This window comes from Ciceribacter ferrooxidans (assembly GCF_004137355.1).
GTDB classification, from domain to species: Bacteria; Pseudomonadota; Alphaproteobacteria; order Rhizobiales; family Rhizobiaceae; genus Allorhizobium; species Allorhizobium ferrooxidans.
Genome location: NZ_SDVB01000042.1, coordinates 37,161 through 61,204 on the forward strand (window position 1 = coordinate 37,161; position 24,044 = coordinate 61,204).

A 24,044-nucleotide genomic window follows, 5' to 3' on the forward strand; every position below is an offset into this window, starting at 1 on the left:
CGCCTCCGCGGCACAGACGAAAAGACCCCGCGGCAGGAGAGGGCCGCGGGGTCTCGCTCCGCAGGTATCGCGACGGGGGCGCCGCGACCCGGCGTGTGTCAGACGGTCAGTTCGCGTCGTTCGAGTTCGGTCACCATGGCAAGGTCGAGGATCTTCTGCAGGTTGGCGGCGTGCCGGAAATTCGGTTCCTGGCCCCTTCCTTCCTGGATTGCGGCGATGAACTTCTGGTAATTTGTCGCGACCGGATCGACCTCGATTTCCTTCCAGACGGCAAGTTCGACATCCTCCTGCAGGCAGGCGCGCAGAACCGAGCGATCCGGGCGATGGATCACTTCGAGCGCGCCCTTGTCGCCGTGGACGCGCAGCCTCAACTCGTTGAGGTGGCCCGTCGCCCAGCGGCTCGCGTGGATCACACCCATCGCACCATTGGTGAACTCGGCCGTCATCGTGAAGCTGTCATTGGCATCGAGATCGTATTCGCCGATCCTGTTTCCCGGCGCCTTCTCGAAGGTCTTCAGCCGCGCGAAGATGTGGTCGATATCGGTTGCCGCGCCATAGCCGGCGAAATCGAGGATGTGGATGCCGACGTCGCCGAGCACGCCGTTGGAGCCGTGCTTGGTCGAGAGACGCCAGAGCCACTGGCTTTCCGTCGACCAGTCGCCCCAGGCCTTCGAGACGAGCCAGCTCTGCAGATAGGAGGCCTCGATGTGGCGCACCTTGCCGATTTCGCCGGCGAGCACCATCTGGCGTGCCTTCTGCACCTGCGCGACATTGCGGTAGGTGAGGTTCACGACATTGACGATACCGGCGCGTTCGGCGGCCGTCGCCATCTCGTCGGCCTTGCCGTAGGTCTCGGCGAGCGGCTTTTCGCACATCACGTGCTTGCCGGCGGCAATCAGGGGAAGCGTCGTCGGGTGGTGGGCACGATCCGGCGTGACATTGGTAACGGCGTCGAACTCGCCCCAGGCCAGGACCTCGTCGAGCGACGTGAACGTGTTCGGGATGTCGTGGCGGGCGGCGAAGGCACGCGCCTTCGCGAGATCGACGTCGACCGCGGCGACGAGCTCGACATCCGGGATCGTGGCGAAGTTCATGGCATGGGTATTGGCCATGCCGCCGGTTCCGAGGACGAGAAGACGAACGGGAGCCATCAGCGGTATCCTTCCTCGCCGGCCTTGTGGAGTCTCGGGCCGCGTTCGGCGATCGGTTCGAGCGCCTTGTCGACCGGCACGTTCGGCGCCTCGTGGATACCGGCGAACGCAGGCTGAGGATTGTAGGCCCAGCGGACAGCGTTTTGAATCACCTTCTGCACCGTCTCGTCGTGATAGGTGGGATAGGTTTCGTGACCGGGCCGGAAGTAGAAGATGTTTCCGGCTCCGCGCCGCCAGGTGAGGCCCGAGCGGAAGACCTCGCCGCCGGCGAACCACGAGATGAAGACCGTTTCCAGCGGCTCCGGCACGGAGAAGAACTCGCCGTACATCTCCTCGTTCTCCAGGACGAAGTTCTCCGGAATGCCGGCGGCGATCGGGTGGCCCGGATTGACCGTCCAGATGCGCTCGCGCTCGCCTGCTTCGCGCCATTTCAGGGCGCAGGGCGTTCCCATCAGCCGCTTGAACGGTTTCGAGAAATGGCCGGAATGCAGGACGATGAGCCCCATGCCTTCCCAGACGCGCCTCGCGACGCGCTCGACCACTTCGTCCGCGACCGCGCCGTGATCCTTGTGGCCCCACCAGACGAGCACGTCGGTTTCCTTCAGCCGCGCTTCCGTCAGCCCGTGCTCGGGTTCCTGCAGGGTCGCGGTAGACGCCGTGATCGCGTCGTCCGCGTTCAATGCGGCGGCAATGGTCGTATGCATTCCGTCCGGGTAGATCGAGCGCACCACCTCGTTGACGCGCTCGTGGATATTCTCTCCCCAGACAACTGTCCTGATCGTCACGTGACTTCTCCTTGTTTCCCGAACGCCGCCGTGGCGTCCGGCATTGCTCTCTTTGCCGTTCAGGCAGCGCCCTTCATCAGGTCGCGATGGAGGGCACGGCCATTCGCGTCGAACCGGTGCAACTCGCTCTCCTGCGGGACGATGGCGACGGTCTCGCCCGGTTTCGGGGTGACGGTGCCCTCCTGGCGCACGACCAGCGGCTCGGCGGCGCCGATGTCGACATAGACGTAACTGTCGGATCCGAGCATTTCCGAATGGACGACCGATCCCTGCCAGCGGCCCTCCTGGCCGAGCGACATGTGTTCCGCGCGGATGCCGATCGTGGGGACGCCGAAGTCCTCGGAGAAGCGTCCCGAGAGGAAATTCATCTTCGGCGAGCCGATGAAGCCCGCGACAAAGAGCGAGTTCGGCCTTTCGTAGAGTTCGAGCGGCGTGCCGATCTGCTCGACCACGCCGTCGCGCAGCACGCAGATGCGGTCGGCCAGTGTCATCGCCTCCACCTGGTCGTGGGTGACGTAGATCATCGTCGTGCCGTGCATGCTGCGGTGGAGCTTCGCGATTTCGAGACGGGTCGCCACGCGCAGTGCCGCGTCGAGGTTGGAGAGCGGCTCGTCGAACAGGAAGACGCGGGGATCGCGCACGATCGCCCGGCCGATCGCGACACGCTGGCGCTGGCCGCCGGAAAGCTGGCGCGGCAGCCGTTCGAGATAGGGCGTCAGCTGGAGCATTTCGGCGGCTTCGCGCACCCGGCGGTCCCGCTCGGACTTGTCCTGACCGGCGAGCTTCATGCCGAAAGCCATGTTGTCGTAGACCGTCATGTGCGGATAGAGCGCGTAGGACTGGAAGACCATTGCGATGCCACGCCTGGCCGGCGGCAGGCGGTTCATCATGTCGCCGTCGAAAGCAAGCGTACCGGAGGTAATGTCCTCAAGCCCCGCGATCAGCCGCAGCAGGGTGGACTTGCCGCAACCGGACGGGCCGACGAAGACCATGAACTCGCCGGAACGAACCTCCAGGTCGACACCTTTGATGACTTCGAGCGCGCCGAAGGACTTGCGGACATCGGCAAGCTGGATGTGGGCCATGGGTTCTCCTCCTATCCCTTGACGCCGCCGGCGGTGAGGCCGGAAATGATCCGCCGCTGGAAGATCAGCACGAGCACGACCAGCGGCAAGGTGACGATGACCGAGGCGGCCATGATGGTGCCCCAGGGAATTTCGAACTGGCTGTCGCCCGACAGCATCGCGATGGCGACCGGCACCGTGCGCTGGCTGTCGGACGAGGTGAAGGTTAACGCGAACAGGAACTCGTTCCAGGCCGCGATGAAGGCGAGAAGGCCGGTGGTCACCAGCGCCGGCCACATCAGCGGCATGAAGACTTGGCTGACGATCACCCATGACGAGGCGCCGTCGACGATCGCTGCCTCCTCGATCTCGATCGGCAGTTCGCGCATGAAGGTGGTGAGCACCCAGACCGTGAAGGGCAGGGTGAAGATCATGTAGGAGAAGATGAGCGCGATCGGCGTGTTGAACACTCCGAACCAGCGAATGAGCTCGAAGAGGCCGGCGAGCACGGCGATCTGCGGGAACATCGAGACGCTGAGGATGGTCAGCAGCAGCAGGCCGCGCCCGCGGAAACGCACTCTCGCAAGCGCATAGGCGGCGGTGATGGCGAGCAGCAGCGAGATCATCACCACCAGCGTCGAGATCAGCAGCGAGTTACCGAGATTGCGCAGGAATGCGCCCCGTGACAGCACGGCGACGTAGTTGGACAACGTGATGGATCGCGGCCAGTAGCTGACGTCGAAGAGCGCGCTGCCGGGTTTGAGGCTGGTGATGACGGCGTAATAGAACGGAAAGACCGCGACCACGACGATGACGGTGACGAGAAGGTAGAAGGCGGATTGCCGGACGACGGTAGGCATCAGCGTTCACCTCCCGACAGATTGACGCGACCGAAGCGGATGTAGAGCACGGTGATCGTCGCGATGATCAGGAAGAGCATGGTCGAGGCGGCCGCACCGTAGGCGAACTTGTCGAACTCGAACAGGTTTTCGCGCGCCATCACCGACATGGTCTTGGTGCGGTCGTTGTTCGGCGTCAGAACGTAGATGAGGTCGAAAACCCGCATCGCGTCGAGCATGCGGAAGATGACGGCGACCATCAGCGCCGGACGGATGAGCGGCAGCGTGATGCGCCAGAAGACCTTGACCGGATGAACACCGTCGATCTTCGCCGCCTCGTAGATGTCCTGCGGCACCATCTGCAGGCCGGCGAGGATGAGGAGCGCCATGAACGGCGTCGTCTTCCAAACATCTACGATCAGCACCGCGGTCATGGCCGTCTGCGGATCGGCGGTCCAGGCGATCTTCTCGCTGATCAGCCCGAGACTGAGGAAGATGTCGTTCAGGATGCCGAACTGGTCGTTGAGCATCCAGGCCCACATCTTCGCCGAGACGATCGTCGGGATCGCCCACGGAATGAGGATGGCCGCGCGGACGATCCCGCGGCCGGGAAAGCGCGCATTGAGGACGAGCGCGACGACGAGGCCGAGCACCGTTTCGACGGTGACGGAGATCAGTGTGAAGCGCAGCGTATTCCAGACAGCGCCCCACCAGGCGGGATCGGCGAGCAGTCCGCGATAGACGGTGCGGCCGCTCTTCAGGGTGATCCAGCTCAGGTAATTGTCGAAGCCGATGAACTCCGCCGCGCCGAGATTGGTGAGGGTGGCGTTGGTGAAGCTGAAGGAGATGGTCCGGATCAGCGGCCAGCCGGCGACGAGGGCAAGCACCAGAAGGGTCGGCGCAAGAAAGGTCCATGCGGAACGGATGCGCTGGGCGCTGAGATCGGAACCGGCGGCAATATTCGCGGGCCGATGCAGCGCGGGGCGGTCGAGCGTGAGATTGGTCATGAGCGATCCTCGGGAACAGCCAAAGTCAGACCGGGCGGCGGGGACGGCCGCCCGGCTCGCGGATCACCAGGAACTGCCCATGAGTTCCGTGAGATCGACTTCGAGCAGTTCGAGATTTTCAGCAGCCGTCCCTGAGCCCGAGAGCGTGTTGTGGACCGCGCCCCAGAACCGCGAGGAGACTTCGTTGTACTTCACCTTGGTGACCGCCGACGGCCGCGGAACGGCGTCCTGGAAAATCGGCTTCCAGTTCGGCATGAAGGGCTGGGCGGCAGCAATGTCCGGATCGTCGTAGAGCGCTTGCAGGGTCGGAAGATTGGAGTTCTCGATGGCCCTGCGCTTCTGCGCGTCCGCCGACGTCAGGAATTTGACGAGCGCGATCGCCGCCTCCTGCTCGTCGGAATACTTGGAGACCGCGAGATTCCAGCCGCCGAGGGTGGAGGAAGGCTTGTCGCCCACGGCCGCCACCGGCAGCGGGGCGACGTCGAACTTGCCTTTCACCGCGCTGTCGGCACCGTTGCCGAGGGCGTAGGCGTAGGGCCAGTTGCGCATGAAGACGGCATTGCCGGTCTGCCAGACGCCACGGGACTCTTCCTCCTGATAGGAGAGAACGCCGGGCGGTGAGATGGTGCCGATCCACGATTTTGCCTGTTCGAGGGCGGCTGCCGCCTTCTCGTTGTTGACCGAAATCGTGCCGTCCGGCTCGACGATCTGGCCGCCGCCGGAGGACTTGATCCATTCGAGCGCATTGCAGGTGAGGCCTTCATAGGCATTCGCCTGGAAGACGAAGCCCCACACGTCCTTCTGGCCGGCCTCGCGCTCCTTGTCCTGGATTTCCTTGGCGGTCGCGGCGAGCTCCTCCCAGGTCTTCGGGACGGCCTTGCCGTACTTCTCCAGCAGGTCCTTGCGATAGTAGAGCGCCGGCGCATCGGTGAACATCGGCATGGCGACGAGACGTCCATCGACGGTCTGCGAGGCGATGATCGAGGGGAAGAACTGGTCGACGACGTCGCTCGCCGCCTCCTTGAGGTCGACGAACTGCTCGGCGAGCTGCGGCGCCCAGATGACGTCGGTCTGGTAGACGTCGACGTCGGAATTGCCGGCGGCGAGCCAGAGCCGGTATTGCGCGAATTGCTCCGTACTCGACGGCGGCATGGTCACCAGCGTGACCTTGTGGCCGGTCTGCTTTTCGAACTCCCCGAACATCTTGCGCAGGAAATCGAGATTCTTGCCGGTGGAATTTGCGGCCATCGAAATCTCGGCCGCCTGAACGGAACCACACAGGGCCATGGCGGCGACCACGGCGGCACTCAACAGCTTCTTCATGCGTCTCTCCTCCCAGAAAAACCAGAACCCAAGGCAGCCTCTGAATTAAATTGAAAGCGCTTTGGTTCTGCGACTGTGGCAAAAAACCTGACGGGAGTCAAATGAGGAGGGACTTGGATTGATGGCGTCGAGGTATCCAATTGATTTATGGTGCATTTTATCGCGGTCATGGCTGTGAAGGCATCCGTCGTTGGTTTACTGCGGAAGCCGTGCCCCACTCATTTGCACGGGTTTTTGTAAGCGCTTTCGATTCCCAGGGGCGCCATCTTGCAAGTGGCCGCGCGAGCGTGGGATAAGCCGTTTGACGGACGCCGATGCGACCGGCACTGACGCAATCTCCGGAGGAACCCGCCGCAGGATGAAGCTCAAGGAATTTGCCGAACACATAGGGCTTTCACCGACCACTGTCAGCCGGGCGCTCGGCGGCTACCCGGAGGTGAACGCGGAGACGCGCGCGCGCGTCGTCGAGGAGGCCGCGCGGCTCGGCTATCGTCCCAACATCAACGCCGTCCGGCTCGCGACAGGCAGGGTGGGCGCCATCGGCGTGGTGATGAGCAAGACCGGCGAATACCAGTTCACCGAATTCATGAGCGGGATCGCGGAGCGGCTGAGCGACGAGGACATCGACATCCTCGTGACGCCGATGGCCGAGCAGGACCTGCAGAGCGAGTTGCAAGTCTTTCGAAGGCTCGCGGAGAGCCGGCGGGTCGATGCGGTGATCGTCCATGCGCCGCGGCCGAAGGACGAGCGCATCGCCCTCTTGCACAAGATGCAGATGCCCTTCATCGTGCATGGGCGGTCGGAAACGACCGTGCCGCATGCCTGGCTCGACATCGACAACGAGGGCGCCGTCCGCAGGGCGACCGAGCATCTGCTCGACCTCGGACACCAGCGGATCGCCATGATCAACGGACGCGAGGGCCTCACGTTTACGCTCCACCGCGATGCCGGCTACCGCAAGGCACTCGAGGCGCGGGGGATCGCCTTCGATCCCAAGCTCGTGTCGCACGGCATCTTCACCGACGAGGTGGGTTTCCGTTTCGCCCGTTCCGCGCTCGAGCAGACCCCGCGCCCGACCGCCTTCGTCGCCGGTTCGATGATGACGGCGCTCGGCGTCTACCGCGCCGCCCGCTCGCTGAACCTGAAGATTGGCGAGGACATCTCCGTCGTCGCCCATGACGACGTCTTTCCCTATCTGACTGCCGACAACATGTCGCCGTCGCTCTCGACCACCCGCTCCTCGATCCGGGCAGCGGGCACGCGCGTCGCCGACCTGCTGCTTCAGGTGCTCGGCGGGCGTGAGCCGACCGATATCCATGAGCTTTGGCCGGTCGAACTCATCCTGCGGGAATCGACCAGGCCGAGGACCGCCTGATGGACATTGTCGTCGTCGGCCACGTCAACCACGACCACATCTGGCGGATCACCGAGCCGTTACGGCCCGGCGGGCGCATCAGCTTCAGCGACCGCAGCCTGCGTCTCGGCGGTGGTGGCTATTACACCGGACGACGGCTGATCGAACTCGGGCACCGGGTGACGCTGGTCGCTTCGCTGGCGCGAGACGCGCACGGTCTCGCTGCATTGCGGGAGCTCGCGGCATTCGGCTTCGTCACCGATCATGTGACGTTGACGGAGGGCAGAACCGAGTTTGCCGAGATCCTGCTCGATCCCGCAGGCGAGCGCACGATCCTCGGAAGCATCCACAAGGTGACGCGCAGCGTCGAACTTTCCGGGCAGGTCTCGGGGGATGCGTTCTACGTCAACGGCACGCAACTGCCGGAGGCGCTGGTCACCGCGCTTACGCAGGCGCCGCTCGTCGTGTCGCAGTTTCCGCTGCGCGCAGTGACGCCGCGTCCCGCTGACGTCATGGTCGGCTCGATTGCCGATTTTCCGGGTGAGCGGCTCGACGCGGTCTGGACGCGGGCGCGGCAAATCGCCGGCGATCGGCTGCAACATCTGCTGCTGACGGACGGGCCGAACAGCATCACGATTCACGATGGGCGGCAGACGACGGACGTCCACCTGACGGATGCGGTGACGACGGCCGACACCATCGGCGCCGGCGACAGCTTCAGCGGCGCGCTTCTGCACTATCTCCTGCTCGGCCGCACGATAGGCGAGGCGGCGTCCGAGGCGGGCCGGGCAACCGCCGACTGGTTGCGGCGGCGTGACGCAGAGCGCGCCGAAATCCCCGAAGTTCCGGCCCTCAAGTCCTGACAGGCCGAGCAAGGTCGTTTCCGCGGCCGCATGCGTTTGATCGCAGTCAAAGCGGCGACTCGCCTTTGCCTCCACGACAGTCCTCACGAACCGGAGGACAAGATGAGCATCTACGATCTCTACTGGACGAAGCCCGTCGAAATCAAAATGCAGTGCGGGCTGACGCGAAGTTTCCGCCACCCCTACGACGCGCTCGACTTCCTCGAATGCGAATGGCCGACGCCGCATGGTGCGGCCTACCGGCGTGCCGTCCTCTGGTGCGGCCAGTCGCTCGAGACGGAGCAACTGGCGGGTCTCGCCCGGTGCTCCTTCATGACGGCGGCCCGCGAGGCTGGGATGCTGGTTCCCGGTAGGCCGACCATGCGGTGCGGGACGGTCGCAGCACCGCATGGCCGGTGACGTCAGACGCTTTCGCCGCCGGAGCGTGCAGGCGACCAGGGTTGGGCACGGTGATCGGGCGCTGCTTGGCGACGTGCCGACGCACAGGGATGCAATCAAAGCATGTATTAGCTAATGCTTTCGGACGACTTCTTCCACCTCGGCGAAAGGTGTAGACTTTTGATTTATGGCAAAAGTCTGCCACCGGCATGGGAGCGTGCCTCGCGTCCTGTCGAGGACGGTCCACGAGCCGGCGTTTCGACCGATCGAATTGGACTTGAAGGAGACATATGGCCAGCTCAACGCCATAGGCTATGGCGACGGAGGAACGATCCGGCAGGACACGTAAATCGAGAAAGGGAGAGGACAATGACCGAGACAAAATGGTCCATCAGTGGCCGCGAATTCATCCACTGCAACTGTGATTACGGGTGTCCGTGCCAGTTCAACTCTCGTCCCACCAAAGGCGGCTGCGACGCGCTCGGTTTCGTCGATATCGAGGAAGGCTTCCACGGTGATACGAAGCTCGGCGGGCTGAGGATCGGCATCATCGCCTCCTGGCCCGGCGCCATTCATGAGGGCAGGGGGCAGGTGGTGCCGATCGTCGACGAGCGCGCGTCGCCCGAACAGCGAGAGGCGTTGTTGCGCATCATGAGCGGGCTGGACACAGAGCCCGGCGCCACCTTCTTCCAGGTCTTCTCAACGACGTTCGAGAAGGTCCACGACCCGGTCTTCGCGAAGATCGATTTCGAGATCGATGTCGACGGTCGCACCGCGAGAGTGGCCGTTCCGGGCTGGGTCGAGGCGCGCGGCGAACCGATCCGCAACCCCGTGACGGGTGACGCGCATCGCGCGCGGATCAACCTGCCGCAGGGCTTCGAATACGATGTGTGTGAGGTTGGGCGAGGCTGGGGCGAGACAAAGGGACCTCTGGCGCTTTCGCTGAATGACTCGCACGCGCACTTCTCGCGGTTGAACATGACCGAAAGCGGTGTCGTCCATTGAACACGGTGACGGATACACCGCTCGAGGCCGTGCTGCGGCGCGATGGACTGATCGTCGCAACGTCCATCGCGGCCCTGACCGTGCTTGCATGGGCCTATATCCTGCGGCTTGCTGCGGGCATGACCATGGGCGGCATGGACATGATGGGCTATCGTATGATCTCGAACGGCTTCGAGATGGCGATGGCGCCCGCGCAGCAAGCTTGGACGCCCGGCGATTTTGCGCTGATGTTCGTCATGTGGACGGTGATGATGATCGGCATGATGACGCCGTCTGCGGCGCCGATGATCCTCATCTACGCACGCACGGGCAGGATGGCCGCCGCGTCTGCCAAGCCCTTTGCCGCGACCGGCTGGTTCGTGGCCGGATACCTGGCGGTGTGGAGCGGGTTTGCTCTCGCGGCAACGACGGCCCAATGGGCGCTTGAACGGCTGGCCCTGCTCGGTCCGGAAATGGCGAGCACGAACAACGTTCTGGGCGGCGTGATCCTGGTCGCAGCCGGGCTTTACCAGTGGCTGCCGCTGAAGCACGCCTGCCTTTCGCAATGCCAGTCTCCGGTGTTGTTCATTCAACGCCTCGGCGGCTTTCGCCGCGGGGCGGCCGGAGCGTTTAGGATGGGAGCCACGCACGGGGTCTATTGTCTCGGTTGCTGCTGGGCGCTGATGGCTCTCCTCTTCGTCGGCGGCGTGATGAATGTTCTCTGGATCGCCGCACTCGCCGTGTTCGCCCTCACGGAGAAACTCACGCCGGCGGGGCACCTGCTCTCGCGCCTGGCTGGAATTGGCCTGATGGCCGCCGGTCTGCGCCTGCTCGTCATGTGAGCTGGCGATCCATTTCTCGTGTCCCTGGCTCTCAGCGCATGTGAGGCCGATTGCCTGCCATCGCCGGCGGTACGGCACTTCCGTGCCACCATCGCCCGAGCACGTGGTCCAGCGAAACGACGCCCGGGCCGCGGATGACGATTACCAGCAGGCAGACCGCCCATGTTCCGTGCGTCGGCCAGGCGCCCGGATAGACGAAGATCTGGATGACCGCCGTCATCGCGAGGAGCGCGAGTGCCGAGAGCCGACTGAGGAAGCCGACGACCAGTAGCAGGGGGAAAAAGTGCTCCGCCGCCGCTGCGAGATGGGCGGCGAGCCAGGGGTCGATCAGCGGCAGCCGGTATTCGTTCTCGAAGAGGTAGACGGCGCTGTCGGTGACCATCCAGCCGTCGACCTTGGTCTGGCCCGATTGCCAGAACACGCCGGCGATCGAGACCCGGGCAAGGAGGGCAAGGAAGGAGTGGGGGATTATCTCGGCGAGAGAGACCGCCCGCGCATGGAGCGCGACGGCAGATGCGACGAATGTCATGGCAATTCCTCCGGGGCCTCTATGGCCGTGAAGAGACCGGCTTCGAAGAGGCCGGCGAGATTGGCAGGAAGATCGAAGTCAGCGCTTGCTTCCATAGCCCGGACCGCCGCGTCGCCGAGCGGGGCGCCGTCGGCAAGGCTTTGCAGGAAGACGGCGCCGCCGGGCGGCAATCGCCGAACTTCGACCAGCATTTCCGGTCGGACGACGACGGCGTCCTCGCCACGCCAGACGGTGATCGGCGCAGGTTCGGCCTCACCCGCATTCATCGCCCAGATGGTGACGATGGGATGGAACGAGCGCAGGATCGTGAGCGACGGGTGAGGCCCGAAACGCAACGACGCCAGGCTTTCCGGCGGGATTGCCGCCAGTGTCGCCGGATCGAGAGGTGCGGCATCCGCCGCGTGATAGGCGCGCGAGCGGGCAATCTCCAGCCGCGCGACATCGGCGAGGTAAGGCAGGGAGGCTGCGGGTTCGAAGCCTTCGACAAAGGTCGGAAGCGCGTCGCCGTAGGCGAGCAGCAGTGGGCTCAGGGGTGGATGAGCGGTGATGAACGCCCGTGCCATGGCAGCGAAGAAATCCGCGCCGACAAGCTTTTCCACAACCGGGAAGCGGCTCTGCAGGGCCGCCGTCAATCCGACCATGACATTGTTGCGGTAGACGCCGAAGCGGCGGTCCGGCGCGCCGTTCCAGGCCGTCAGCCCGTCGGGAGCGGAGGGATCGGTCGAGACCAGCGCGGCCGAGAAGATGGCTTGTGACGTCATGGCAACCTCACGACGCTCTGGCGAGCGCGGCGTGATCGAGGATGCACCCCGCCGCTTCCGCTTCGGCGCGCAGGGTCGTCCAGTCCGGCACGTCGTTGTCCCACTCGATGAGGGTTGCGACGGGCCCGGTGCGGGCAATCGTGCGCGCGTAGAGCGCCCAGACAGGATCATGGACCGGCGTGTCGTGGCTGTCGATCAACAGCGGAGCGCCATGATCGTCGACGGTTGCCGAATGGCCGCTCAGGTGAATTTCGCGCACATGGGCGAGCGGAAAGCGGTCGAGGTAGTCCCGCGCGTCGAGATTGTGGTTGGTCGCAGCGACGAAGACGTTGTTGATGTCGAGCAGGAGGCCGCAACCCGTGCGGCGCACCACCTCGGCGAGGAACGCCGTCTCTTCGATCGTGCTCTCCTCGAACAGAAGATAGGTCGCCGGGTTTTCGAGCAGCATCTGGCGCCCGAGCGCCTCCTGCACCTGCATGACGTGTTCGGCGACGGTCGCGAGCGTCGCGTCCGTATAGGGGAGGGGAAGGAGATCGTTATAGAAATTCTCGCCGTGGCTCGACCATGCGAGATGCTCGGAGAAACTCTCCGGTTCGTAGCGCTCGCAGAGCGTCCTGAGCCGCGCGAGGTGATCGCGGTCGAGCGGCTGCGTGGCACCGATCGACAGGCCCACGCCATGGATCGACAGGGCGTAGTTGGCCCTGAGCTTGCCGAGGCGGGCATGCGGCGGCCCGCCGGCGCCCATGTAGTTCTCGGCATGGACCTCGAAGAAGCCCAGAGGCTGCCGGGCGGCGTCGATGTCGTGAAAGTGCTCCGGCTTGAAGCCGACGCCGGGGCGGGGCGGTAGTCGTGAGGCTCGCATCGGTCAGTCTCCTTTTGTGGCGACGGTACCCGTCCCTCGCCGGTGCCTTCGTGCACGGCGGCGAGGGACAGGGAGGCTCGGCTCAGACGGGGGCGGGGCCCTGGGTCAGCGTGCCGTGACCATTGGGCGTGCTGATCGTCTCGCAGGTTCCGGCCGGAACGAGCTTCCAGGCGTTTTGCTGGTAGTCGACCTTGGACGTGCCGGCACAGGTGGTGCCGGGGCCCGCAGCGCAGTCGTTCTGGCCCTTGAGGGCGACGCCGTAGCATTTCTCCTTTGCGTCGGCGGCCGCGGCCGGTGCAGCGGACGCCGCAGCAATGGCGGCGGCGACGGAGGCGGCAAGAAGCGTGGGGGTGAGCAGGTTCATTTCGGATCGTCCTTGTTGATGCGTGTTCTGACTTGCCGACGGCCGATCAGGCCGGGGTGACCGAACCCATGCCGGCAGGCGTCTTGATCGTCGTGCAGGTGCCGGCCGGCACGAGCTTGAAGGACGCCTTGTCGTAGTCGATCGTCTGGTGGCCGGCGCAATCGTGCTTGCCGGCGGCGCAGTCGTTCTGGCCCTTGAGCGCGATGCCGTAGCACTTCTCCTTGTTTTCGGCGGCGGCGGCCGGCACGGAAATCGATGCGAGGGCCGAAGCAATGGCACCGGTCAGTGCAAGTGTTGCGATAGACTTCTTCATGGTTCTGTCTCCTTTGAGGGTGCTGGCCGAGGATCGGCTGCGAAAGGGACTACGGAACCGTTCGTCGCTTTGTTACAAGCGCCGAGATTTTTTTGTTGTCCGGGCGTATTTTTCGGAGATGCACGAGAAGTTGACCGGAGCGAGAGGAAATTTGACGAATTTTTTCTTTCGGCCTGTAATAAAGGCGCGGGCCGGTGCGTAGGGGAATAAGAAGGCTTGTCAGCGAGAACGCGAGAAGAGCAATGGGCGGAATGGATGCGGGCGGCGATCGCGGGCGACAGCCGCGCGTACCAGTCGTTCCTGACGGGCGTCACCCCGCATCTGAGAGCGCTGGCGCTCAACGGATGCGACCGGTTCGGCGCGCCGAAAGGCGAGGCCGAAGATGTGGTGCAGGAAGTGCTGCTGGCCGTGCACCTGAAGCGCGGGACATGGGATCCGGACCGGCCGATCGGCCCTTGGCTTTCGGCGATCGTCCGCAACAAGCTGATCGACGCCCTGAGGCGGCGGGGCAGGCGAACGAATGTGCCGATCGAGGATGTGATGGACACTCTGACGGCCGATGAGACCACCGACGGGACGACCGATCTCGGCGATGCAGAACGGCTGATCGCGCGGTTGCGGCCACCGCAGGACGAGATCGTCCGGCTGTCGCTCGCGGGAAAGGATGCCCGCGAGATGGCTGGCCGGCTCGACATGTCGGAAGGGGCCGTGCGCGTCGCGCTGCATCGGGCGCTCAAGACGCTGGCGAAGTTATACCGGAGTGATGTCGATGAAGACGAGTGAGTTGATTTCCATGATCGCTGCAGACGCGCCGAGCGTCCGGCCGCTCGCCCCCGCCGTATGGTCGGCCGTCGCCGTGGGGATTTGCGTTTCGCTGCTGCTACTGCTCTCGACGATCGGTCTGCGGGACGACATCGCGACGGCGATCGAGACCGCCCGGGTCGCCTTCAAGATCGGGATGACCTTGCTGCTGGCCGCCCTTTCGACAGCTCTCGTCTTCCGCGTCGGCCGGCCGGGCGCCTCGCTCGGCATGCAATTGTCGGCGTTGCTTCTGCCTCTCCTGCTGCTCGCAGGCGCGGTCGTCGCCGAGCTCTACGTATCCCCGGCAAGCACCTGGGGCCGCAAGCTGATCGGCGAGAACGCCGCTTTCTGCCTCTTCTTCATCCCGGTGCTTTCTGCCGCTCCGATGGTCGGCCTGATGGCCGCACTCAAGCGGGGAGCCCCTGGCAATCCGACCTTCGCCGGCGCTGTTGCAGGTCTCGCCTCCGGCTCGATCGCCGCGGCGATCTACGCCTGGCACTGCCCGGACGACAGCCCGCTCTTCGGTGCGACCTGGTACATGCTGGCGATTGCAATCGTCGTCCTTGCTGGCGCGCTTCTCGGCCGGCGGCTTCTGCGCTGGTAGGCGCCGAGGCCGCGGGGAGCTCGGCCAATGGCGGCATGGCCGAAGGCGCGGATACATGGGAGAGCCGCTTTCCGAAGCTGCCAGCTGTCCGAAATTCACCGGATGCACTCACCACGGTGAATCCGGCATGGACGGCGTCGGCTCGGAAACCATTACCTTTAGAAGAGGCTAAATGAGGGTTTGCGGCCTTTTGCAATCTCTAGTATTAGGGTGACATCCTTTTACCTCGGCGATCCTTTCCCATGGAGGATGGCGAAAGCAGTGAGCCGAGCGGACTGAATGCCTTTGAGAAGGCGCGACTCCACCACCGACGATAACACGCAGGGAGGTAGGCATGGCGTTGACTTTGGAGGTTGTCGGCAAAGGGTTCCGGCTGAAAAGCGCTGACAACAAGCGGGAATTTGACGTGTCGCCGGCACAGGCGAAGGCGTGGCAGGAGATCCTCGATCGACGCGCACGCGAGCAGGGGCTCAAGAACTCCGAGGAATTGCTGGCAAACGTGAAGATCGCCGTTCCGGAGGAGGGCGATTCGCAGTTCAAGATCGGCAAGGACAACAACCTGAGCGACGTCGATACGATGCTGATGATCGACGGCAACGTCCAGTTTTCCAATCCGGATCTCATCAACGCCTATCATGAGGGAAGCCTCAAGCCGGATTTCGTCCTCGTCCCGACCATGAAGCCCGAAGGAGCGCCGGCCGCGATCGACGCACTCAAGGCGTCCTCGTCGACGGCCGATCACCGCAAGGCCGCGGTCAGGACTTATCTCGGCCAGCATTCCGGCAATGTCGGAGAACGCACGAACGCCGCCGTCGCGCTCATGGATTCGCGCGCCGATTTCGGTTCGCCCGAGATGCAGGAAGCGCGTCTCAAGGAGATCATGGATGTCCTCATCGAGCCCTATGAGGGCGAGGCGACGCGGAGAAGCATCGTCGATGCGCTCAAACAGCATTCCTGGTCGTCGACCGACAGCAAGGGCCTGGACGAAAAGCAGGTCGACGCGCTGATCAGCGGGCATGCCCGCACCGCATACGGCATTCAATAGGGCCGATTCCCGAATTCTGACACTCACGAAGGGTGGCACCTGCCGCCTGTCGCTTTGCATTCCCCGGTAGTCTTGCCGGTTCGAAATCCTGAAAACGGAGCAGGGAGTAGCTGATGTCTTTGGTCAATTTCTTCGCACGCAACCGTTCCGAACGCTCGGACATGACCAAACCGTTCGAGCAGGTCATCGATCAGACCAAGAAGAACAGCAAGAAGAACGAGCCGCCGCCGGCGCTACCCTGGAACGGTGGCCCCTCGGGCATTGTCGAAAAGCAGGTGGAGCCCGGACTTTGGCCTTTCCGCATTTATGAGCAGGCGGGCATCGATCCCAAGGACAACAAGGCCCTCAACGAGCAGCTGGCGGCGACGCCCGAGCTCGACCGGAAACCCTTCGGCAACAGGCCGTCGGCGCCAGAAGAAGCAGACAAGGCACTCGAGAACGGGGACGCCGTCTTCGTCCTGAGCCCCGAACGGCTGGACCTTCTGGAAAAGCAGAGAACGGCCCTCGCCACGGCCAACGACAAGACCAAAAGCGAGAGCGAACGCGACAAGGCCAAGGACGATCTCGTCGTCGCCATCGCCAAGGAGGTCGATCTCGCTTCGGAAAGTCTCGGCACGCCGAAGTTCGGCGTCGACAAGAACGGCGACAAGAAGCTCGATGCCGGCGAGGTGAGCGATCTCGTCCGCCCCATCGCCGAGCGGGCACCGGATGACCGGGTCTTCATGGACGCGCTCAATCAGGTGCGCGACATGAAGGAGAAGGAATGGAAGGCGGACGGCAGGACCGACGACCAACTCGGGCGCATCGCCAGCCTCGGCGACAAGAAGGATTATGAAGGGGTCACCAGGGAGACCAAGAAGCAACTGGTCGACATCGCTCTCGCCGCCGGCAATGAGGAGGGCGCGCAGATCACCGCGCTGACGAACCGTGCGTCGATCTATGCCGGCTATACCGCAGGCGATCCGGACAAATACGGCGACGCCCTGAAGGCGGGGATCGAGGATGCCCTGAAGGAAGTGCGTGTCGATCGCCATGTCCGCGATCTCGAAGCGGCTTACGGAGAGGGAGGAGTCGAGGGCGCCGAGAAGTTCCTCGCCAAGCTCAAGGAGCAGACCGACCCGGCTCATGCGCTTCCGAGCTTCGATACCTCCGGCAAGGCGACCGGGGATATCAAAAAGCTGCTTGACCAGTCGACCGGCGCACTGATCGCATCGGATCCTCGGGTCCGCAAGATGGTCGACCAGTCGATCGACGCCATCGCCGACTCCGGAAGCAAGGGGGACACCAAAGCGAAGATCAAGGCGATACAGGATCTCGGTGTCGCCTCGCAGAATATTCTCTACGGCGACGGTAAGAAGGCCGGGCCGGGCAAGGAGTTTGTCGATCACGTCGCCAATCGCATCGTCGAGAAGATGAACACCGAATTGCCGGGGCTCAACGTCCTCTCGCACCAGCGGATATTCAGCATCTTGAGCAGTGAGGACGTGAAGGGTGGCGGCACGGCACTGCTGACCGCGATGGCGGCTCGAACGGCGGAGCTCGGAAGTCAGAAGCGTGAGGAACTCGAGGCCAAGGGCGAGCTCGGCTACAACGACTACCTCGAGCAGAACTCCGACGCCCAATGGGCGATCCGCCGCAGCATCGAGAATTTCGGCAATGTCTCGAAGGCGCAGGACGAGAAGATCACCACGCTCTACAACGAGCTCTACCACGGCCTGTCCGGCTGGAACGGCGCCAAACCCGACGACCCTGTCTCGGGTGCCACGCAGCTCGCCCGAGACATGGAGGCGATCGACAACCTCAGCCCCGAAAACAAGCAGAAGTCCCAGGACCTCGTGAAGGAAGGGCAGGTCCGCCAGCAGCTCTGGGAACAGCAGGAGAGCATCGATCTCGCCCTGAAGATCTACGAGGAGCCGCTCAGCAAGGTCGACGGCCTCAAGACGGAAGCACCGATTCCCTCGCTGTTTGGCACCGGCATCATGATGACGAAGTCGAAGTCGATCAGCGAAGCGATGAAGGACCTGCCGGACATGCCGAAGAACGACGGTCCGGATCCCTACGCCAATGTGGAAAAGGGCACCGATCCGGACGCAACCGGTACGATCTGGGTTCAGCGTTCGGCGCGGGCGCTCGCAACCTTCGCCGTCACCGAATCCCTCAAGGGCCGTGTCGGCGACATCCAGACGGCGCTCGCGGAGAACCGCGTCCAGTCCGCTCTCATGAATGGCGGAGCCGGACTGAGCAAGGCTGAGGTCGACGCCGTCATGAAGTACATCGACGGGACGGCCGACAAGAAGAACCCTGAACTCAACAAGTTCGTCAAGGACGTGACCGAAAAGATCGGTGAGGGGCGCCTCAAGGATATCGTGGCGGGAAGGGTGCAGCCGACCGATGCCGAGAGAACGCAGATACAGCAAATGAAACGGCTCAAGGTCGGCACGAATGCGATCGAGCGGCTCTCCGGCGGCGGCAGTGCCATCCTGTTCGGGCGCAACCTCGACGCGCTCGGCACGACCGGCGACGACATGGTCTACTACGTGCCGCATGCGATCATGCTGATGTCGGCGGCCAAGACCGCACTGAGGCCCTTGCCCGCCGACGTGCTCATCAACGAACCCAAGGGACCCACGACCGCGGAAGCAAAGATCGATGCGCTCAAGGAGCGCGTCAACGCCAGCAGCAGTCTCTCCGCAAGCGAGAAGAAGCTCTGGAGCGGAGCCTTGAACTCGGGGCATTTCCTCCGCGGCGGCGGTATCGATGCCCTCTATGTCGGCGCGGACCTCAGCAACGCCATCATGCAGGGCACCGGCTGGATCGTCGGAGAGAAGGCCGACGGGGTCAAGGCGACCGGCTACGGTATCGCGACCGTCAGCGATGCCATGTTCGCCGCCGCCGGCGGGGCCGGGGCGCTCGAAGCGAAGGCCGCGAACAACGGGCTGGTTCGCCTGATGAGCCGGCTGGGTCCGCTGAAGATATCGGGCGTTGCGGCGGTGCTGCAGCTTGCCGGCGCCGGCATCGTCCAGGGGCGGAGCGCCTACAACGCCGCCCACACCTACGACAAGGCCGATGCAGACGCGATTCAGGTGATGTTCGGCGTCAAGGACCGAAAGGTCGCCGAGGCGCTGGCGGAGCATAACGATCTGCTTGATGAAGGCGTCATGGGCATCCTGCAGACGGTGTTCCCCGGTGACGAGCATCTGATGGGGGGTGACAGAGGAACCCGCAGCGCCGACGCCGTTCTGACGGGCACCTACGGAGCCGAGGGCTATACGCGAGCGCGCCTCGGACAGCTCTTCAATCGCATGACGCCGGAGCAGGCGACCGAGTTGTCGGAAACCATTCGCGACATGACGGCGGACAAGGACGGAAAGGTTCCGGAAAGCCAGGAGGATATCAAATATCTCAAGCTGCCGGAGGACCCCACCAAGGTGGATCTGAGCAAATATCCGACGGTGAAGTACAACGCCGAGCAGAAACGCTACGAGGACTCTGAGACGACGATGTACTGGGACGGCAACCAGTGGTGGATGCCGCAGAAGAAGGTCTCCGCCGACGAGGCGATGCTGCCGAGCGACGACCCCCTGTGGTACCGTCCGTCAGACGGAACGCTGATGCATGAAAATGCCTACGCCTCCTATGTAGTGCCGCGCAGCACCGAAGGGTTGAAGGCCTGGCTGAGACGAAGGGGGTACCTGGAATAGGATCGCCCTGAAGCGCCCGTTGGTTTCCCGACGGGCGCTCCGATCGCTGACGCCCCCGAACCGTCAGGCCACCGGAATTCCGATGCCGAGTTCGGCAAGGACCACGTCGATCTGGCGTGCCGATGCAGGGGCGCCGTCTCCGCTCCGGATCTGGTCCGCGAGGCTCGGAATATAGACCTCGCCGCCGACGTAGCGCTCATTCAGACGCCGCGTGTCGGTGTAACGCTCGTCCGATCCGGCAGTCGCCTCCAGTTTCGAAGGGTCGCCGCCGATCTCGTCGAGCGTGTGGTGCAGGTTGTCGCGCAACGTCTCCAAGTCTTCCTTCGGAATGCCGTTCAGCCAGTCGACGAACCGCTGGCGGCCGTCCTGCTGGTCGAGCCGAAAGCCCCTGAGTTCGGCATATCTGGCGAGGATCGCCACGGGGCTGTATCCGTCGCCGCTCTGGTCAACGAGCACGCCGGACGCGGTCTCGCTCAAGCCGGAATGGGCGAGGAAGTGCCTCGACGTGTCGGTCATGTAGCGGTTGGAATCGCGAGTGTCGGCGACGATCATCTGGCCGATCACCGCGGCGCCGACGATGACGAGGCCCGCCGGGCCGAACATCGTGCCGGTTCCGAGTGCCGCCATGACCGTTCCGCCCGCCGCGGCAGCCGAGAGGCTTCCCATCAACGGGTCGCCGCCCTTGAAATAGTCGAAGGCGATCCAGGCGTCGAAGCCGCCGCTCAGCGCCCCGAGGAACTTGACCGCCGGCCGGCTGCTGCTGCCGAAGTGCTTGACGGCGGTGGAGTCGGAGCGAAGCAGGTCCATTCCGCCGAGGAGCTCCGTCGTCCGCTGGCCGAGCCCGACGGCATCGATCACCACTTTGAGGTTGTTCCTGAGGCTCGGGCTGTTCTGGGCCGCGTTCGCGGAATTGGCGACGCTCGCCCCCGTCGCAGCGAGACCGATCAGCCGGAGCATCTGGCCGGGGCCGGTGGTGTTCGCGAAGGAGCGGACGCCGCTCGAGCTCTTGAGATCGTTCAGATCATTGTCGAGGGCCGCCATCTTCGTCCGCGCCTGCTCAAGCGTTTCCCCCGGCTCCGGCAAGGACCTGCCGACCGCATCAATCGCCCGGTTCATGTCGGCTTCGGGGATGCCGAGCATTCGTGAAAGGCCGCCGTCTTTCAGCCCTTGCAGGCCGGCCTTCGCCTTGCCGAGGGCGGCCGGATCGCCGGTCTGCAGATCGGTGAAGGACGGCAGCACCTTTTGGCGAATGATCTGGGTCGTCGCCTCTTCGGCGAGCTTCCGGCCCCGGTCGGTGAGGCGGGCCTGATAGCCCAGGAGGTTCAGCACGACCGGACTGTCGAGCAGCTCCGGGTTCTTCTTCATCGCGATCTCGACGGCCATTGCGGTCTTTTCGTCCGAAAGGATTTTGCCGATTTCATCGTCGACGGCCTGTCGTTGAGACGCCAGTTCCGGCGGCAGATTGCCGAGCGCCGTCAGCTGCCGCAGCAGTTTTTCGCCGCTCTCGGCAATGCTGTCTTCGAGACGCTGCTCCGTTGCGGCCCATTCCGGACCCTTCTCCTTCTTGTAATCGTCGATTGCCTTCGTGAGCTGCTCCGGGCTCATGGTGCCGCCGTGGTTGGAAACGAGCCACTGCAGTTCCTGCATATGGGCAGAATAGGCGATCACGTCCTGGTTGACCCTGGCGGACGCATATTGCTTGACCTGCGGAACGATGTTCCGGACGACGAAATCGGAAGAGGTCGGGGCACTTTTGACGGCCACGGCGATCGGATAGTCGAGACGGGAGCCGTTGGCGATCGCCATCGGTATGGAGTTCAGGCCATAGCCACCGAACCTGGAGAAACGTTCGATGATGGCATCGGCTCCCGGGCTGCCGCTTATGCGGTCTATAATCGTCATCAGGTTCGTCTGGCCGTTTGTCCCGATCAGATCGCCGCCGATCCTTTCCTGCTTCCGGCCGTTTGCCGCCTCGATGACGGGCATGGCGGAAGAGAGGAGCTTCACGGCCAGCCGCGGATCGACGCCGTCCGTCAGCTGCTCGAGATTGCGCATCGTCGTGGCCGCATCGCCCTGTTCGCTGACGGCCTCCTCCGGCTGATAGTCGGCGAGTGGTTTCGACGCCCGGCTCGCCGCCTTGTCGATGAGAGCCTGCGCATCCTCGGAGCGCAGAAGCACGTGCTGGATCTCCGGCGCCGCCGAAGCGAAGGCCGAGGAGAGTTTGCGAAAAGCTTCTTCCGGGCTACGGGAGGCGTTCGCACCGTCGATGATCGTGCGGGCACTGGCCTCGACGTCGGTGCCGGCATGTGTCGACGGACGCAGGTCGATATTCAGCGCCTTCGCCGTGTCCTCGATCGCCATTCGGGCAGGCGCCGCATCCGTCCACTCCCGGTCGTAGATCCGCTGCAGCACCTCGGATCGCTGCGTTTCCGGTCGCGTCTCGAGAAAGGCCCGGATGTCGGTGGCGATCTCGGCCGTCGCCGCCCGATAATCGATGTTCGGATCATCGGAATATTGGATGCGGTTGCCGCGATCATAGATGTCTTCGGCAATCACCGTCTCGCTGTCCGTTCTCAGGCCGCGCCCCAGGATCGCCGCCTTAACCGCACTGCCGGCGGGGCCTGCATCGAGCCAGTCGCTCTCCATCAGCCGGAGGGCCGCCGCTTGTCGTTCGGCCGCCGGCAGGTTGTCGAGATAGGTGCCGACGTCACGCTGCATATCCCGGCCTTCGGCGACGTAATCGATGCCGGACGGATTGTCGGCATAGGCGAGCTTGTTGCCGCGGTCATAGAGATCGTCGACGAATGCAGCTTCACCCCTCGGCACGCCCTTGCCGTCGACGGGACCGTCGGCGACGAGCTCGGGGGAGGCTAGGGGCACGATCACCACGTCATTCGGCTGAACGGTCCCGCCGCCCGTCAGCCGGATGCGGTTCGATGCGGCGAGATCCTCGAGGCTGACATGGTTCTCGCTCGCGATCTCCCAGAGGCTGTCGCCCTTCTCGACGATGAAGGCTTTTTCCGTCATCGGGTCGATCGCCTTCGGGCCGCCTGCCGCAGCCCTTTCGCGCACGGCCTGGTTGATCTGCTCAATGAAGAAGCGGCGCTGTTCGTCGGAAACGGCGGTGGTGTGGCCGCTTGCGTGGTGGCGGCTCTTGCCGTCGAGGTCGATGCGGTAGGACATGGGCCTGGATCTCCCTGGCTCTGCGCAGCATTCGAGGCTGCCCATTCCGCACGGCGAAATGGAAAGCGAAGAACGAGACATCAATTCAAGGTGCTAGGCGGGCGCGCGTGGACGCGGGCACCACTATGGCGGGCCTTGTTAATGGTTTGATGACAGGAGCGGGGATTCTCGGCCGGCGGAACGCGATGTTATCGCGGGGTCGGCTCAAGGAGGTCACGCAACACGGCCGGCGCGTCTTTGAAGAGAGCGAGTTCCGCAACCATGTATTGCAGGAGATAGGTGAGATAGAGCACGATCAGGATCGCAAAGATCAGGTTCTTGACGGCCAGCGACAGGTCGAAGACGTGAAACTGCGGCGCCATGCGCGAGAGATAGGCAAGCATCAGATCGGCAATGAGCAGCGCAAGGACGATCGGGGCGATCAGGAGCACCCCGATCTGCATGACGCGATCGAGGATTCCGAGCACAGCAAAACCTGCGCCGGTACCAAGTGCCGGCGAAAAGCTGGTGACGGGCCAGATCTCGTAGCTGCGGTAATAGGTGTCGGCGAGCAGCGAAAAACCGCCCGACTTGAAGAAGAGCGCGACGAGCGCCAGGACGAAGAACGTCCCGGCAATACTGGTCTCGGTCGCCTGCAGCGGATCGACGAGCTGCGCCGACGTCGAGCCGCGCTGCAGGTCGACGAGGTCGCCGGCCATTTCGGCTGCCCAGAAGGGAATACCAAGCACCACACCGAGAATGACGCCGAGAATGAGTTCCTTGAAGACGAGACCGGTCACGACCAGACTCGAGAAGCTCTGCCCCTCCGCGAATGTCGCCATGAAGCCCGGTATCAGAGGCAGCGCTATCGCGATGGCGACGCCGGAGCGAATGAGGCCCGTGAGCCCGAGCCTGACGAAGGCGGGGGTGATGACGATCATGCCCAGCGCCCGGGCCATCGCGATTGCCGCTGCGGCGAGCACCGGATAGACGACATCGACCAGCGATGAGGTGGCGGAGAGAATGTCCACGCCGCCCCCTACCGCGTGAGGGCCGGAAAGATGTCGAGCGTATCGCTGGCGAAGTCGGCGACCTGCATGGCGAGCGTCGGCCCGAGCACGATCAGAGCGAGCATGACGGCGACCAGCTTGACCGCCTGCGGGAGCGTCTGGTCCTGGATCTGCGTGAGCGCCTGGATGAGGCCGACGCTGATCCCGATGACGATCGCGATGGCGAGCGCCGGGCCCGAGGCGATCAGCACGGTCAGCATCGCTTTCTGCGTCTGGGCGAGGAAGGCGGTTTGATCCATGGG

General features: G+C 64.0%; 23 protein-coding genes. 9 read left to right on the top strand and 14 right to left on the bottom strand.

What is annotated here, in order from left to right; translation table 11 throughout:
* Positions 1-98: 98 nt before the first annotated feature.
* The 6 genes from EUU22_RS00960 to EUU22_RS00985 all read right to left on the bottom strand — a co-directional run bounded on the left by EUU22_RS00960 (position 99) and on the right by EUU22_RS00985 (position 6,169).
* Positions 99-1,151, bottom strand: a complete 1,053-nt coding sequence (locus tag EUU22_RS00960) for a Gfo/Idh/MocA family protein (RefSeq protein WP_129330252.1) — start codon at positions 1,149-1,151, stop codon at positions 99-101.
* Positions 1,151-1,936, bottom strand: coding sequence for a ThuA domain-containing protein (locus EUU22_RS00965; RefSeq protein ID WP_165351025.1), 786 nt, complete (start codon positions 1,934-1,936; stop codon positions 1,151-1,153). Before EUU22_RS00965 ends, EUU22_RS00960 begins: the two co-directional genes overlap by 1 nt.
* A gap of 59 nt (positions 1,937-1,995) precedes the next feature.
* Complete coding sequence (locus EUU22_RS00970; RefSeq protein ID WP_129330254.1) at positions 1,996-3,021, bottom strand: ABC transporter ATP-binding protein; 1,026 nt, start codon at positions 3,019-3,021, stop codon at positions 1,996-1,998.
* A gap of 11 nt (positions 3,022-3,032) precedes the next feature.
* Complete coding sequence (locus tag EUU22_RS00975) at positions 3,033-3,860, bottom strand: carbohydrate ABC transporter permease (protein WP_205687814.1); 828 nt, start codon at positions 3,858-3,860, stop codon at positions 3,033-3,035.
* Positions 3,860-4,846 carry a carbohydrate ABC transporter permease gene (locus tag EUU22_RS00980; protein ID WP_129330256.1) on the bottom strand — a complete coding sequence of 329 codons (987 nt, stop codon included), beginning with the start codon at positions 4,844-4,846 and terminating at the stop codon, positions 3,860-3,862. The genes EUU22_RS00975 and EUU22_RS00980 overlap by 1 nt, the downstream gene beginning before the upstream one ends.
* A gap of 63 nt (positions 4,847-4,909) precedes the next feature.
* Positions 4,910-6,169, bottom strand: coding sequence for an ABC transporter substrate-binding protein (locus EUU22_RS00985; RefSeq protein WP_129330257.1), 1,260 nt, complete (start codon positions 6,167-6,169; stop codon positions 4,910-4,912).
* Positions 6,170-6,527: 358 nt separating this feature from the next.
* Between EUU22_RS00985 and EUU22_RS00990 the strand changes: the two genes are divergently transcribed.
* From EUU22_RS00990 to EUU22_RS01010, 5 genes are all read left to right on the top strand, one after another.
* The gene (locus tag EUU22_RS00990; protein ID WP_129330258.1) at positions 6,528-7,544 is read left to right on the top strand and encodes a substrate-binding domain-containing protein; all 1,017 of its coding nucleotides are present in this window, start codon (positions 6,528-6,530) and stop codon (positions 7,542-7,544) included.
* Positions 7,544-8,386 carry a PfkB family carbohydrate kinase gene (locus tag EUU22_RS00995; RefSeq protein ID WP_129330259.1) on the top strand — a complete coding sequence of 281 codons (843 nt, stop codon included), beginning with the start codon at positions 7,544-7,546 and terminating at the stop codon, positions 8,384-8,386. Before EUU22_RS00990 ends, EUU22_RS00995 begins: the two co-directional genes overlap by 1 nt.
* A gap of 102 nt (positions 8,387-8,488) precedes the next feature.
* Positions 8,489-8,785 (top strand): DUF982 domain-containing protein, encoded by a 297-nt coding sequence (locus tag EUU22_RS01000; RefSeq protein ID WP_129330260.1) that lies wholly within the window; start codon positions 8,489-8,491, stop codon positions 8,783-8,785.
* Between the two features lie 348 nt (positions 8,786-9,133).
* A complete protein-coding gene (locus EUU22_RS01005) occupies positions 9,134-9,769 on the top strand; it encodes a DUF1326 domain-containing protein (protein WP_129330261.1) in 636 nt (211 codons plus the stop codon).
* Positions 9,770-9,774: 5 nt separating this feature from the next.
* The gene (locus tag EUU22_RS01010) at positions 9,775-10,590 is read left to right on the top strand and encodes a DUF2182 domain-containing protein (RefSeq protein WP_129330262.1); all 816 of its coding nucleotides are present in this window, start codon (positions 9,775-9,777) and stop codon (positions 10,588-10,590) included.
* A 31-nt stretch (positions 10,591-10,621) separates the two neighbouring features.
* Here the strand turns inward: EUU22_RS01010 and EUU22_RS01015 are convergent, their stop codons facing one another.
* The 5 genes from EUU22_RS01015 to EUU22_RS01035 all read right to left on the bottom strand — a co-directional run bounded on the left by EUU22_RS01015 (position 10,622) and on the right by EUU22_RS01035 (position 13,419).
* Positions 10,622-11,119: a DoxX family protein gene (locus EUU22_RS01015; protein ID WP_129330263.1), complete on the bottom strand. Its 498-nt coding sequence runs from the start codon at positions 11,117-11,119 to the stop codon at positions 10,622-10,624.
* Positions 11,116-11,880 (bottom strand): HvfC/BufC N-terminal domain-containing protein, encoded by a 765-nt coding sequence (locus tag EUU22_RS01020; protein WP_129330264.1) that lies wholly within the window; start codon positions 11,878-11,880, stop codon positions 11,116-11,118. Before EUU22_RS01020 ends, EUU22_RS01015 begins: the two co-directional genes overlap by 4 nt.
* Before the next feature lie 7 nt (positions 11,881-11,887).
* Positions 11,888-12,742 (bottom strand): MNIO family bufferin maturase, encoded by an 855-nt coding sequence (gene bufB, locus EUU22_RS01025; RefSeq protein ID WP_129330265.1) that lies wholly within the window; start codon positions 12,740-12,742, stop codon positions 11,888-11,890.
* An 82-nt stretch (positions 12,743-12,824) separates the two neighbouring features.
* Positions 12,825-13,106, bottom strand: coding sequence for a BufA1 family periplasmic bufferin-type metallophore (locus EUU22_RS01030; protein WP_129330266.1), 282 nt, complete (start codon positions 13,104-13,106; stop codon positions 12,825-12,827).
* Between the two features lie 46 nt (positions 13,107-13,152).
* Positions 13,153-13,419, bottom strand: coding sequence for a BufA1 family periplasmic bufferin-type metallophore (locus EUU22_RS01035; RefSeq protein WP_129330267.1), 267 nt, complete (start codon positions 13,417-13,419; stop codon positions 13,153-13,155).
* A gap of 216 nt (positions 13,420-13,635) precedes the next feature.
* Between EUU22_RS01035 and EUU22_RS01040 the strand changes: the two genes are divergently transcribed.
* From EUU22_RS01040 to EUU22_RS01055, 4 genes are all read left to right on the top strand, one after another.
* Complete coding sequence (locus tag EUU22_RS01040; RefSeq protein WP_129330268.1) at positions 13,636-14,202, top strand: sigma-70 family RNA polymerase sigma factor; 567 nt, start codon at positions 13,636-13,638, stop codon at positions 14,200-14,202.
* Positions 14,189-14,824, top strand: a complete 636-nt coding sequence (locus EUU22_RS01045; protein ID WP_129330269.1) for an NrsF family protein — start codon at positions 14,189-14,191, stop codon at positions 14,822-14,824. The genes EUU22_RS01040 and EUU22_RS01045 overlap by 14 nt, the downstream gene beginning before the upstream one ends.
* A gap of 334 nt (positions 14,825-15,158) precedes the next feature.
* Positions 15,159-15,869: a hypothetical protein gene (locus EUU22_RS01050; protein ID WP_129330270.1), complete on the top strand. Its 711-nt coding sequence runs from the start codon at positions 15,159-15,161 to the stop codon at positions 15,867-15,869.
* 113 nt (positions 15,870-15,982) lie between these two features.
* Complete coding sequence (locus EUU22_RS01055; protein ID WP_129330271.1) at positions 15,983-19,570, top strand: hypothetical protein; 3,588 nt, start codon at positions 15,983-15,985, stop codon at positions 19,568-19,570.
* Between the two features lie 63 nt (positions 19,571-19,633).
* Here EUU22_RS01055 and EUU22_RS01060 read toward each other — a convergent pair whose 3' ends face one another.
* The 3 genes from EUU22_RS01060 to EUU22_RS01070 all read right to left on the bottom strand — a co-directional run bounded on the left by EUU22_RS01060 (position 19,634) and on the right by EUU22_RS01070 (position 24,041).
* Complete coding sequence (locus EUU22_RS01060) at positions 19,634-22,753, bottom strand: LysM peptidoglycan-binding domain-containing protein (RefSeq protein ID WP_129330272.1); 3,120 nt, start codon at positions 22,751-22,753, stop codon at positions 19,634-19,636.
* A gap of 188 nt (positions 22,754-22,941) precedes the next feature.
* A complete protein-coding gene (gene sctT / locus EUU22_RS01065; protein WP_129330273.1) occupies positions 22,942-23,763 on the bottom strand; it encodes a type III secretion system export apparatus subunit SctT in 822 nt (273 codons plus the stop codon).
* An 8-nt stretch (positions 23,764-23,771) separates the two neighbouring features.
* A complete protein-coding gene (locus EUU22_RS01070) occupies positions 23,772-24,041 on the bottom strand; it encodes an EscS/YscS/HrcS family type III secretion system export apparatus protein (RefSeq protein ID WP_129330274.1) in 270 nt (89 codons plus the stop codon).
* Positions 24,042-24,044 lie beyond the last annotated feature (3 nt).